Annotated in this window: 8 protein-coding genes; 5 read left to right on the top strand and 3 right to left on the bottom strand. The window is 40.9% G+C overall.

Features of this window, described 5'->3' with window-relative positions; genetic code table 11:
* Positions 1 to 2: 2 nt before the first annotated feature.
* From ACTXGE_RS02260 to ACTXGE_RS02270, 3 genes are all read right to left on the bottom strand, one after another.
* Positions 3 to 1,892: a hypothetical protein gene (locus ACTXGE_RS02260; RefSeq protein WP_443541593.1), complete on the bottom strand. Its 1,890-nt coding sequence runs from the start codon at positions 1,890 to 1,892 to the stop codon at positions 3 to 5.
* A gap of 14 nt (positions 1,893 to 1,906) precedes the next feature.
* Positions 1,907 to 4,447 carry a hypothetical protein gene (locus ACTXGE_RS02265; protein ID WP_443541595.1) on the bottom strand — a complete coding sequence of 847 codons (2,541 nt, stop codon included), beginning with the start codon at positions 4,445 to 4,447 and terminating at the stop codon, positions 1,907 to 1,909.
* Positions 4,448 to 4,647: 200 nt separating this feature from the next.
* A complete protein-coding gene (locus ACTXGE_RS02270) occupies positions 4,648 to 5,139 on the bottom strand; it encodes a hypothetical protein (RefSeq protein WP_443541597.1) in 492 nt (163 codons plus the stop codon).
* Positions 5,140 to 5,305: 166 nt separating this feature from the next.
* On the opposite strand from ACTXGE_RS02270, the gene ACTXGE_RS02275 reads away from it, so the two are divergent.
* The 5 genes from ACTXGE_RS02275 to ACTXGE_RS02295 all read left to right on the top strand — a co-directional run bounded on the left by ACTXGE_RS02275 (position 5,306) and on the right by ACTXGE_RS02295 (position 14,159).
* Positions 5,306 to 8,083, top strand: a complete 2,778-nt coding sequence (locus ACTXGE_RS02275) for a DNA methyltransferase (protein ID WP_443541599.1) — start codon at positions 5,306 to 5,308, stop codon at positions 8,081 to 8,083.
* Between the two features lie 5 nt (positions 8,084 to 8,088).
* The gene (locus ACTXGE_RS02280) at positions 8,089 to 8,760 is read left to right on the top strand and encodes a hypothetical protein (RefSeq protein WP_443541601.1); all 672 of its coding nucleotides are present in this window, start codon (positions 8,089 to 8,091) and stop codon (positions 8,758 to 8,760) included.
* Positions 8,761 to 8,843: 83 nt separating this feature from the next.
* Positions 8,844 to 11,045 (top strand): DEAD/DEAH box helicase, encoded by a 2,202-nt coding sequence (locus tag ACTXGE_RS02285; protein ID WP_443541603.1) that lies wholly within the window; start codon positions 8,844 to 8,846, stop codon positions 11,043 to 11,045.
* Complete coding sequence (locus ACTXGE_RS02290; RefSeq protein WP_443541605.1) at positions 10,999 to 12,390, top strand: GIY-YIG nuclease family protein; 1,392 nt, start codon at positions 10,999 to 11,001, stop codon at positions 12,388 to 12,390. Before ACTXGE_RS02285 ends, ACTXGE_RS02290 begins: the two co-directional genes overlap by 47 nt.
* A 308-nt stretch (positions 12,391 to 12,698) precedes the next feature.
* The gene (locus ACTXGE_RS02295) at positions 12,699 to 14,159 is read left to right on the top strand and encodes a DUF3375 domain-containing protein (RefSeq protein ID WP_443541607.1); all 1,461 of its coding nucleotides are present in this window, start codon (positions 12,699 to 12,701) and stop codon (positions 14,157 to 14,159) included.
* Positions 14,160 to 14,180 lie beyond the last annotated feature (21 nt).

Below are 14,180 nucleotides of genomic sequence, written 5' to 3' on the forward strand. Positions count from 1 at the left end.
TCTTATATATTTAATAAATCTTTTAGCCACTCTTGACCTTTTTCAAGCACTTGGGAGCAGTCCTCGCCAGCTACCGCTACCTTTTGATAAGCAAGCTGGGTACAGCTTTTAGGAACAATTGAAAGCTGTCGTGATGACTCTTTGTTATATTCAATCTGACTATTAAGCTTAATGGGGGTACTAAACCTTGATAATTCTAGCCACGTCCGCTCATGATCAATAAAATTGTCATCGATAGTAGCTACAACAAGTAGATTTCTTGGTCTTTCAGAGCTATATAAAACGCTTATTAGGCTTGGCAACCATAAGTCTATGGCAGTTCGTTGTAAACCATCAAGCCAAACTAAATAATATTGATTTAAGTTTGCTGCTGCCATTGACCATGCTCTTGCAAAACTAGTTTTGGCTCCTTGGTTTGGTTGCACCCATAAATCATCTAAGTTTAAAACATTTGGACCTAAGGAAACCCGAAAAACCTCACTACCTGTCACAATTTCTGCGTATTTAGACATGAGAACTTCTGCAGATGTGGGTGGTAAAAGAACCAGATCACCTGAGCGTAAAACGCTATCAAATGTAATGAGCTCTAACAATGATATGGCTGTTTTCTTTGCAACTTCTTGTAGTTTAATATAGAACTCCGAATCATCCACATATGGCACATCATCTCTTACCAACCCTCTCGACCATGGTGGTGACATAGAATCTATAGGTTTAACCAACTTTCCTTGACGATCTAAAGCTTTTTTGAAACGCTCTACAAGAGATGTATTTTCTTGGTTATCTAACTCTTTAATGTCACCAAGTGTTTGATTCAGATTATTAATTTCTGTCAGTAACTGTTGGCTCAAATCTGAAATCTTTTTCTGTAGCTCATCTTTAGCTATTTTCTGATGTTCTAATACGTCATAGTTTTCTTGGATGCTCTTTTCTAAAGCCTCTTGTTGTGATACCAGGTCTGCTAAATCTGCTCTAACCTCTTGTTCAATAATAGGTTGCATCTTTTGGCGGTAGGCATTACTTGCCGCTTGGTGAGCTATCTCCAACTTCTCCTGAAAAGGTTGCATATTTGATAAAGTATCGACTACTTGTTCTGGCTCTATTAACGACCTTGTAACCCTTTGCTTATATCCTTCCAACCATTTACGTGTGTCAGCCCAGTCTTCTTGTTCTACAATGTTTAGCGCCCGATCTAATAAGCTAACTAGATCCGCCCGTTGCTTTCTAGTAGTAGTTTTTAGATACTCATCATAATCCCTTAGTTTAGCCAATAAGTCATGTAATATATCGACGTCTAGCTTCCATGTTATTTCGCGAATGAAATCGCCAACAGTCACATCAGGTATTTTTATAAACTGCCCTTCAAAAGTATCTCCATCAAAGATTGCACTGTTAAAAGAATAAACCTCCACGTTTCTTGTTTTAGCCACATAACGACCATTACGAGGATGTGATATGACTTCAACAAGGGCACATTCTGTGTCAGATAGTGCAACAATAACTTCACTTGGCTCTGCATCAATGGCATCAATACTTCCTAAGCCAAACTCTACTAACTTATAGCGTATTTCTTCTGAATCCATATGCCTGCAATCAATAACGACTACAGGCTTCTCCCATTCCTCACTAATATAATGATCATGCTCTTTATCAGAGGGATAATTGTTGTGCTCACTGATTTTTGGATTCAATTTAGCCGTAAAAGTAATGAATTGACCTTTAGTCACAGCCACATCGTGTAACGCGGGAACGAATACCTTACCTACGGGCGCTAAATCACTGGTTAAGGTCTGTTTTTCCCACTTACCATCTACTGCCTTTGCAATACCAATGATTCGTGTGTGAGGTCGAGGAGTATAGTCAATTTGACCAAGGTACCGTTGTTCTGACATATTTTTTCCTATTTTTAAGTGTAGCTTATGCGGCTACCGCGATGGCGCTGCTTAGCAATTGTGAGAATAAGGTTTTTCGGCTCAAATTTATGATTACTTTGAATAGCCGCACCAAATATTATTCGTAATTGACTCAACTGTTCCTCACTCACGGCATATTGATACTGTGAATATTTAGATATAATGGCAGGTCCAGACTGTAGACCAGTTAATCGCCGTAACCACTTAGCGATAGGCAACGGTAAGTGGCCATTCAAACTTTGCCGTTTTAACAACCCATCATTGTAAATAAACACTGACTTTTTTATTCGTCGTGCATACTCCAAAATTGCAGTATTGCGTTGTGTTGTAATGAAAATCTGCTTTTCATCAATCGCGTACACATCTCTATCATCATCACGTACAAACCTCACTAGCCTTTTATCAGTAGAGATACTTTGTTCTAACGGAACAAACAGTCCTGGCTCAGCTTTCCAAATGCTAGACAACTGACGTCCCATAACGGACCTATTTTCTACTGGCCAACACTTTGGAGCTGGTTTTGCGACAATATTTCTACCAATTTCAATGCTCCAATTAAGCTCTTTTGCTAGTTTCTCAATGTTATCACCATACAAGCTTATAATAGGAGCTGCCCACTCTAACTGAGCATTAATATGTATCTCAACATTCTGTCTTATAGCTTCAACTTTAAGTATTTCTAGCTCTCTATTGGCAATAGCACCTTCAACGATTGCGGTCAAACCGCCTGTTAATACAATTTTTGGCGCTTGTACACGCCAAACACGTCCCCGCCATCGTCGATTCAGATCTTGCTCAAGCCAACCTGCTTCCTCTAAAGACCGTAGCACATCCCAGACCATATATTTAAGCTCAGATCTTTTAGGTAGAGCTGTCTGCAAGATAGCAATAACCTCTGACTCTGACCGAGGAGCTTGTGCACGAGCGTATAGAGCCTCCAATGCGTCGCACAAGCGATTCGGAAATACGCCCGTCGAAACCATATGTTGAGTTTCAATTATTGGTGTGCCTGATTGATAATCAAATTCTACCGACGCTTCAAATCCATCTTTTCTTTGCGACCATAAATCATTGAGTGGGGCACTATCAAAAAACTGAATTCTTTTCGATGTGACTTCGTCATAGCCACTTGTTTGTGTTAAGTGCCATTCTTTGTTTATTAAGTCATCATCGATAATCGTAACGATGTTGTCCTCAATTTGAACTTTTAATGTTGGGTTTGTGCTAAATTCACTATTGGGTTTAATTTTGACAAGTGGTAAGTATCCTAAACGTGCCAGCCATTTACCACGTCCTAGTGGGATTCCTCCTTCAAAACTTAACCCCTTCTCTGATGTGTTTTTCCCCGCTACACCTTGATTATAGGTTAACTCTAATACAGCTTGTAGCGGCATACTTTCAGAAAAACACCACTCTCTAGTAATATGACTAGGATGTTGGAACTGCTCAATGATTTCTGTGCGATTAGTTAGAATAATAGCTGTGTCTTCTGAATCAGGTTGTCTGTCATCCTGTGTCCATAGTCCACCATGGCGTTCTAATAGGACAATACATCCATTATCTAGTAAGGTCTTAACTTGCTTTGGTATCCGATACAGTTTTAAAAACTCTACAAAGCTCCCTTGCCAAAAAGTCTCTTCTAAATCTTGGCGGCGATTTCCTTTTGCTAAAACCACCTCTTCTAACTCATCACCATCCCACCCACCAAACCTGACCGATACCGACCATAGTAAAGTATGGCTTTTTGAATCTTCTCGACTGATTTCAGACAAAACACTTAGTATTAATTGCCAGAAGTAGTGGCTTCCTATAGATTGATCGCTTTCATAAAGTATTTTTAGCGCAGATAAGTCTTTTTGTATTAACGCTGGTAGCTCCCAATAATAATCTTCATTTAGCTCAATTAGCAAAGATACCGGGCTTTCAAATGCCCTATAACTTAGTTTTTTTAATACATCTTTGAGTCGTTTTCGATCATCACGAGAAGGGTATGCCAACTTCACGGCATAGCCGATAACGGTCATATTTCCTATATCTTTAGGTAAAATAATTCTTCTATAACTCTTACCTTGCTGGATTTGACTATCTATCCATTTCGTTAAAGCCAGCCATAAACTATTAATGCCGCTTACACCTTGCTCAGCACCTTGATTGTCAGCAAGTAAAGCGCCTAATCTTTCTCGATATTGATTACTATCCCCTGCATTGGTCGTCGTAGCAGCGATTAAACAAGATAATATTAAAAAATGAAAATGATGATATGCTCTTACTCCTTGAACCTTGTTTACTTTTTCTCCTAGAAAGCTCCTTACTGATTTTCTAGTAAAGATTGACATGAATGCATTTTGAATTTCTTCATCGGAGTATCCATTCATACCTATTGCATCTGCTAAGCCCGCTGGAGTTACATCCAAATTAATTATCTCTGAATCGCCATACGGCCCTTCTGTACTTAAATAGTGGTGCTGTAGAGATGTGATCCACTCTTTCTCTGTCAAACTAGCCAGAGTCTTTTGTATTGGCTTTAGCACCATGACTTGTCCTTACATGTTGTTTGATAAATTCGCAACGTTCACTTACATGCTACTGTATTTACGACATATCTCTTTGGCAGGTAATCCTAAATCTGCTTCTTTTAAGACTGATACTAAATCGATTCATCTTCGTACTCGCGGTGAACAGCAATATAGTGATAAATTTGTACAGCTAGCAAACTACCAAAAATCCTTTTGGATTATCTAGACTGAAAGCGTTTAAAATCAGGATATAGTCGCCTAGTAAGCTCATAAATCTCATCCTCTGCCTTCATCCCTCGCTTATCAGGGTTTGGATAAGCCGCAGCAGTAAGTATCAATCGGGGTAGCTCTAAGTGGTGAGAAAACACCCTCGCAAGCTCTTTTCTTAAAAAATCAAGCCAAAACGAAACCGTCTGTGCAGGCGTATGAGGATCTGGCGTACTATAAGTAAATAAATCTGCGTTAAGACAATATTCCATACGGAACGCAGCTGCCATACAATCATGCAACCACTGCAAAGTTCTATGATCAAAACTATTCAGCTCATCTCGCAAGTCGCTCAGTTCTGTACGGACATCAACTACCCTTTCGGCATGGCGATGCTTATCGATAGCAAAGTCAATGATGATTCGTAATGCTTCTCCGTAGCTGTCATGCTGGATCATTCCTATACGAATAGAATCTCCTTGAAACTCAGTACCCACTATCATCGTTAATCCCTGTTGATAAACTTATAGCGTATTAAATTAATAAGCAATAAAACACTATATCCACCCTATTTTTCAGAACACTTAAGCCTTCAAATACGATAAGATAGCGCTATAATTGCACATTAGCCTGCTAATTTACACCCGTAATTCATCGAAAGAGACCTCCATGGCATTTAACCAAACCCAGTTTTTTGAAGATTTAGAAAAATTAACCACCAAAGTCATTGATAAGAATAAACAAGACGACTTTATCTTTGATTTTCTAAAGCTACTCGATGTCTCGAAAACCACGATAACGGCACTTAAAAAGAACGATAGCCGTTTTAACGTTGCCGCCAACCCTGAAGCTGGTGAGGTTGCCAATAAGCATCGCATCTACTTCAAGCCTGTCGCTGAAGGCCAAGACCTTGCTAAAACCCTAAGTGAGGTGATAAGCAGTCCAATCATTAATCAGCACAAAATCCGTATGGTAATGGTGACAGACTTCAATACAGTACTGATTAACGACACTAAGTATGATGAGACGCTTGACTGCGACTTTACCGATCTTTATAAAAACTACCACTTTTTATTGCCACTTGCCGGCCTAGAGCGTGCGCGTGAGTACTCAGAGCACCCAGCCGATGTGCAGGCGTCAGAGAAAATGGGGCGTTTGTTTGATCATATTCGTAAGCTCAACGAGTTTAATACTGCTGATGACTTACATGCGCTTAATATATTTTTGACGAGACTACTGTTCTGCTTTTATGCCGAAGATACGGGTATCTTTAAGCCAGATCAGTTCCATGATGTGATCGATGGCACTACCAATATAGATGGCAGTGACGTCGATAGCGTCTTATATGAGCTGTTTGACATTCTCAACTTACCTGAGTCTAGCACCGAGCGCGATGCCAAGCCCACTCACCTAAGTGCATTCCCCTATGTGAACGGTAGCTTATTTGAATATCCCTTTGCCATCCCGGAGTTTGATGCACGCACCCGCCGTATCTTGTTAGAGTGCGCACGTTTGAGCTGGGCCGAGATTAACCCCGATATTTTCGGCTCCATGTTTCAAGCGGTGATTGACCCTGAGCAGCGTGGCAGCTTAGGACAGCATTACACCAGTGTTAGCAATATCATGAAGGTCATTCAGCCGCTATTCTTAGATGAGCTACATGAAGAGCTAGACGCGGTGAGAGCATTAAGTCATGACAATCGCCATAAGAATAATAAAGCCGAACGTTTAGATGCCCTACTTAAGCGTATCAGCCAAATCAAAATATTTGACCCAGCGTGCGGGTCAGGCAACTTCTTGATCATTGCTTATAAAGAGTTACGCAAACTAGAGATCGATATATTAAAGGCACAACGCGATTTACTAGGCTCTAATGACAATCTATTAGGTCTAGGCTTTGATAGTGTGGTCAGCTTAGATAACTTATACGGTATCGAGTATGACGACTTTGCCAGTCAGATTGCACGCTTGTCACTGTGGCTCGCTGAGCATCAGATGAATGTGCTGTGTGAGCAGGAATTTGGTGTCTCTCAGCCGATGCTACCGCTGAAAGACAGTGGTCATATCATTTATGGCAATAGCTTGCGTATCGACTGGCAGGACGTCTGTCCGAATAATAGCACGGATGAGATTTATATTATCGGTAATCCGCCGTTTGGGGGCACAACCAATAGAACTGACGAACAAGCTGAAGACATGAAAATTGTTTTTGGAAAAAAAGTTCTTAAATATTTAGATTATGTGTCCTCTTGGTTTTGGAAAGGTTCACAGTATATTGCTAACTCTAATGCCGAGCTTGCTTTGGTATCTACTAACTCAATTGCTCAAGGTGAGCAAGTAGCCATGCTATTCCCTGATATTTTCAAATTAGGTATCCATATTCGCTTTGCTTATCAAACGTTCCCTTGGACTAACAATGCTAAGCACAATGCGGCTGTACATGTGATTATTATTGGTCTTTCTACTCAAGGTCGCAAAAATAAAACAATATATAAGCTTGTTAATAAATCATGGCATAGTGAGAAAGTAGAAAATATTAGCCCATATCTCGTATCAGGAAGCAATATTACTGTAGAGGCGTTAAGAAAACCCATTCAGCCAAGAACTAAAATGATATTCGGTAATAAACCTACTGATGGTGGATTTTTATATCTAGATGAAAGTGAGAAAAGTAATTTTGAGTTCAACGAACCATCTTCAAAACAATATATAAAACAAATTTTAGGAGCAAAAGAATTTTTACATAGCCAGCAAAGGTGGTGCTTATGGTTCGAGGGTGCTGACTTAAAAAGTCTGGTTAAATATCCTTTAATCAAAGAAAGATTAGATGGAGTGAAAAACTTAAGAGAAAATAGCGATGCAGAATCAACTAGGGATTATGCCAAATATCCACATTTATTTCGACAAATAGCTCAACCTAAAGAAGGCAACTATATTCTTGTACCTAGGGTTTCCTCAGAACGTCGTAAATACGTACCAATGGGTTTCTTTGACCATACAATAATATCATCAGATGCTAATCAAATGATCCCTAATGGCACGCTATTTGATTTTGGCATTTTAAACTCTCTTTCTCATAATGATTGGATGCGATTGGTTGCTGGTCGCCTAAAAAGTGATTACCGATACTCTGGGACTATCATATACAACACCTTCCCCTTCCCTGACGCCACAGACGATCAGAAACAGCATATTGAAACCTTAGCAGAAGAAATCTTACTCGCTCGCGCTAACAATGCTGGCATGACTCTCGCAGAGTTATATGACCCTGATAAGATGCCTGATGATTTAAAGCAAGCGCATAGCACGTTAGACGACGCGGTGGACAAGCTGTATCGCCCGCAAGGCTTTGCCAATACCGAAGAGCGTTTGGCGCATTTGCTGGCACGTTATGAGCAGCTTATCGAAGCGGAAAAGCAAAGTAAGACGAAAAAGAAAGCTAAGTAGCTTATTTGGCATTAACATCCATACCAAAACAATATCAAACCCCTTATAAAGAGCGTTCTATTATGTTTTCCAAAATCTTATCAAGTGCAGCAATTGCTGCCCTACTCGTGTTTTCTGCGGGTCAAGCATCAGCTGCGTCGCAAAGTGACCTCATATCGCTAAAAGGCAAAAATGGTCAAGACCTTCCTGAAGGCGATATGTTTATATTGTTTGCATGGATGGAAGATGGCTGTATCGGTGATGGTCCCATTTATAGCTCTATCAATGAACATCATAATAAATTCATTGATAAATCGATGAAAATGAAGACCCTTGCAGAACCGAATGCAAATGATGATATTTATGAGTTTTCTATAACACCTAGATCTCAATGGACCCCTGGTTATAGCCCACTCATAAAGGATATCAGCATGCATACTAATTATGAATATACTGAATACCATATTAAATTTGCAAATGGTGTCAAATACCGTGAACAACCTATAACAGAGTATCAATATAAGTTTAGACCTGAGTCAGAAGGTGGTGCACACGTCCTGAAGTTTGCCAAGAATGCAGATATGCAAAGCGTGTGGAAACACTTCAAAACACGTCAGACATCACACTGGATGGACGGTGTCTTTGATCAAAAGGCTGAGTTTGATCGTAATGATAATACGATAACTTGTGTTTATTAGTTTCACACTATTGCTATGACAAATGAGCTTTATTTTTACGACGCTACAGACTTACAAGCATCTCTACCTATGATGAATCGACTATGACTGCCACTGTTAATATCCTAAATCAAAATTACGCCCGCACGGGTCAAAGTAAACAGAACAACGAGCTTGGCATGCGTGAAATGCAGGCGCGTGCATTTGAGAAGCGTCATAGCCAGTATTTGCTTATTAAGTCGCCGCCTGCCTCTGGTAAGTCACGTGCCATGATGTTTTTGGCACTCGACAAGCTGATCAATCAAGGTATCAAAAAGGTCATTATTGCCGTCCCAGAGATGAGTATCGGTAAATCCTTTAAATCAACGCCGCTGAGCGACTTTGGATTCTTTGCCGATTGGGAGGTGGCAGACCGCTATAACTTATGCTTAAGTCTCGCTCAAAGTGATACACGTAAGACTGCGATATTCTCAGAGTTTATTAGCCAAGATGTAGATGACAGCGCCCTACCCCAAGTATTAGTCTGCACCCATCATAGCTTTCGATATGGTTTTGACAAAGTGATTGAAGATGGCGGCAGTATTGAGCTATTTAACGATGTGCTGATCGGTATTGATGAGTTCCATCACGTGTCAGCGGATGACTCTAATCGCTTGGGTGCCATACTAGATGGCATTATGACACAGACTAGCGCGCATATTGTGGCAATGACGGGTTCATATTTCCGTGGTGACTCAGTACCCATCTTGTCAGACAACGACGAAGAGAAGTTCGATAAGGTAACTTACACCTACTACGAACAGCTGAATGGTTATGAATACTTAAAATCATTAGGGCTCGGCTATCACTTTTATAAAAAATCATTTTTTGATGCCTTAGATGAATGCTTGGACACCAGTAAGAAGACCATCATTCACATTCCTAACGTCAACAGTCTCACTGCTGAGACAGACAAGTATGAGACCGTTGGCCGTATCATAGATGTCATTGGTGAAGTTGAGTCTCGTGATGATATTACTGGTGTTATGACAATACGCGCACATGACGGTAAGCAATTGCTACTCGCAGATCTAGTGACTGATGACGCTATGCGGGCGAATACTCAGGCTTACTTAGCAGATATTACCTCTCGTGATCAGATGGATATCATCGTCGCCCTTGGGATGGCAAAAGAAGGCTTCGACTGGGAGTATTGTGAGCACGTATTAACGATTGGCTATCGCGGCTCACTGACCGAGGTGGTGCAGATCATTGGACGCTCGACACGAGATAGCCAAGGTAAACACCATGCTCAATTTACCAACCTAATCGCTGAGCCAGAAGCCGATAAGTCGACTGTGACAAGCTCTGTTAATGACTTATTAAAAGCCATTACGCTATCGCTACTGATGGAACAAGTGCTCAAACCTAACGTCAACTTTAAACGCCGCAGTGAGATAGACCTATTAGGGACGCAAGACTTGCCGGCAGGTACGGTTATCATTGACGACAGCGTCAACCCTCCGTCTGATCGAGTCATGGATATACTAAACCAAGACCGTGATGAGATATTGGCCCAGCTCACTCAGAACACTGAGACAGTCAAAAAGTATATTGCCGCCGAAACCAATAATGTCGAGACTGAAGCGGTATCAGACTCCGTCATCCCAAGTATTATCCGTAGTAAATACCCAGCGCTAGACACTGATGAGGTACGGCAAGTACAAGAAGGCGTCATGCAGTATATGGCCATCAACCGCCAAGGCGGCGTGGTTGAGGGTAAGGATATTCCTGAGGATGCGGTCATCGAAAATGAACGATTTTTCGTTGAGCAAGGCACTGAGTATGTCGATATCGCTACTCTGAACGCTGAACGGAAAGGTCAGCTCAACGAAAGTGACATCATTAAAGAGCGCCACTTGCCAGCTGGCGCAAAAATTTACAACCCTAGCACCAAATCAAGTAGTAATAGCGACTCGAACCCTAGCAACGGTTTTGTCAAAGTCGGCAGTAAGTTTGTCAATGTAAACAACCTTCCTATCGATCTTGTGCGCTCCGTCAATCCCTTTCATGATGCGTATGAAGTTCTCTCTAGGACAGTGGACAAAGAAGTACTGCAAACCATCAATGACGTCGTCCATGCCAGCCGCTCTACTGTCACTGAGGAAGAAGCGGTCCTGATGTGGCCAAAGATCGTTGCATTTATGAAAAATAAAAATCGTCAACCTGATAAAAACTCAGAGGACGCTATCGAGCGACGTATGGCTGAGGTTATCACTTATGTCAGAAACCAAAAAGCAAAACGAGACGCCAATAGTCATGATTAAACTCGATGAGATCTATCAAAGTCGTGAGTACAAAACGCTAGACGATATTTTTATCAATGACAGTACTGGTCTACTTGATGATATTAAGCCTACTACCAAAAGCGCAGATACTAATAGTGTTTTAGCGCAGCAGTTTGACACTATCAACCTTTTTATCGATCAACAGGGACACGTGCCTAGTAGCAGTGCCAACGATATTAATGAAAAGATACAAGCTCGCCTGTTAGCGACCATACAAACTAACCACGCAGACTCGCGAGAACTGCTAGCTTTAGATAGACATGGTTTATTAACTGCTCAAAGTGCGGCCTCTACCCTATCTGACGACAAACCCACACTCTCAGACAAAAGTATAAGTAATAAGAATAATGAGTCTGAAAAGACAAATAGCGCTGGCACTGAAAAAGCTGAGCCGGTAGTTGAGGTTGTTAGCGAGCCTCCTGTGATTAATAGTCTAGATGATATTTTTAACAGTGACGACCTAGGGATTTTTGACAATATTCATTCTGAAATCCTAATCAGTGATCATAAGGCTAATACACGTGCCAGCTATGATCAATATAACGACGAAGATATAGCCAGCCGGTTCAAATGTAAGGACTTTTATAAATTTGAAGCGACGTTTGAGCGTATATCTAAAGCCATTCAAACGGGTGCTTTTACTAAAACCAACTTTTCATCAGTGAAAGATATCAACATTGGCAGCGTCTTTGTTTTAAATGGCATGCTTTGCTATGTGGCTAATATTTATAAAGCAGAGGCCAGAAAAAACACCCGTAGCCAAGAGAGATTACGCTTAATATTTTCTAATGGTACAGAGTCCAATATGCTCACTCACTCATTGGCTACCGCGCAGTATAAATACGAAAACAGCTATCAGCTGTTAATTACTGATCCCGACTGGATGGACGATGAACTGGCCAAAAACTTTGGGGACGAGCGACAACTTACCGGTGTCATTTATGTTGCTAAGCTGACTGAGACCCCAAGTGATTTAGCGCACTATAAACATCTGCACAAAATTGGCTTCTCAACCCTTACAGGAGAAGCGCGTACTAAACACTCGATTAGGGATACCGCTTTCTTGCAACAGCCTGTAGATATCATAGCTGAATGGCAAGTCTATGATGCCAATGCTCGTAGTGTGGAAAGTGTCTTGCATGCCTTCTTCTACGATCAAAGAGTCAAGGTATCTTCAAAAGCAGCAGATAATAATCTTTACAAGGCGACAGAGTGGTTCAATGTTCCCCTTGATGAGATTGAAAAAGCAATTAACCTAGTTATCGCTGGTGACATTAAAAACTATCGTATGGATGGTGCGGCTGGCAAGGTGGTTATGAAGTGATGGGCTCTTGCAGCACTAACTTATATCCATATGTTTAAAAGTTATCAGATGTGATTACCTATAATATTACGGGTCTATAAATAGTATTTATAGAAATACTGATTATCAACCACAATATGAAAATACTATGGTGATAATTCATCTAAGCCTGTTTATATAAAGCTAGCACTACAACTTGCTAATCATAATATTTGTCAGGTGGCTTTGTGAAAATCGGGGTTTGATAATAATAAAAATAGACTGACAAGCATATTTGCCATATTAAATAAATTTGGGGTTAATTTCCTCTATCCGATAAGGAGTCTATTGTGAGTTTTCAAGGCCTATCTGCTAAGTATCGGCGCTTATATCAAGAGCATGCAGGATGGCGATTGATGCGAGCAGACAATGCACCGCACATAATGGCGTTTATCTCTGATCTATTCAGTGAACGTAGCGAAGTGCCCTATAACCGAGCTAAATTACTATTAGAGGCGCAAATTGAACACAGTCGTAATCTTGGTATTTGGGAAACCCAAACCAACGCTACTACTTACCTTAATCAATGGATAGCTCAGGGCTGGCTTCGTGAACTTGATGATCTATTGACCAAAACTGATGCAACAGAAATGGTGATACGCTTTTGTCATGGGCTAGAAGAACGTAGTATTGGTGTCAGTGCCTCACACTTGCGTATCGTACAAGAAGCTGTTCGAGATTTTGTGGTCGTTACCAATGAAGATACTGATAGCCGAGTTAAGTTACTTGAAGAAAAAAAAGCAGCCATTCAGCGTCAAATAGACGATTTGCAGGCAGGTGTGGTACATACGTTGAGCGACAATGAACAGCGTGAATATATCCGTGAAATATACCAGCTTGCGTCACAACTCACCGGTGATTTTAGGTTATTAGAAGAACAAATACGTAAGCTTGATAAAGACATTCGCATACAGATGATCGACGACGCTACTTCAAGAGGCAATCTGCTAAATGAAGTTATGAAACAAGAAAATGTGTTATCAGAGACCGAAGCTGGCAGTGCTTTTGAAGGGTTTTTTCAACTATTATGTGATTACAACCGTGTCACAGAGTTTCGTGAGCAATTGCAGTATGTCTTACAAACACCTGCAGCAAAGCATTTAAGCTTACATCAACGTCAGTTTTTAGCGGATTTGATAGCAGAACTGAGCCGTGAGAGCGAAAGAGTACTTCGCATTCGCAGACGTACCGAACAAGAATTAAGAGCCTATATTGAAAGTGGCGCAATGAGCGAAAACCGTACCGTAGGCAAACTCATCAACAAGCTTGAGCAGTTGGCGGTAACCTTACGTAATGAAGAGTGCAACTTAAAATCAAACACCTCATTGTCATTGTCTGTGGGTAAGATTGAGTTGTCATCTCCAGACTCAATCAGACTAAAACAACCCGATGAGCGGCTACAAATGGGCCTCACAACACCTCATATTAATAGCCGTGAGCCAAGCGTCAAGATGCTTGCGAGTCTAAACTCAGTTAAAGTGCAAGAAGTGGCCATAAAAGTAAAGTCTATGCTCATGCAAAACAGTCCACAAACCATTTCTCAGCTTATTCATCAACTACCCATTAGTGAAGGGCTTGAAGAATTAGTTGCTTACATTCGTATTGCCCGTGCTGTAAAAGCTACTGAGCTTGCATCAGTGGAGGAAGTTATCATTAATGACAATCAAGGCAATATGTTACGTGCCAGCATACCAACAATGCTACTAACGCCTTCTTTATTCCCTGAAAATATTGAAGACTTATCGCTGTAACCATACCTTCTAATAAGACTA

The organism is Psychrobacter sp. T6-4, from assembly GCF_052258425.1.
Taxonomy (GTDB): domain Bacteria; phylum Pseudomonadota; class Gammaproteobacteria; order Pseudomonadales; family Moraxellaceae; genus Psychrobacter.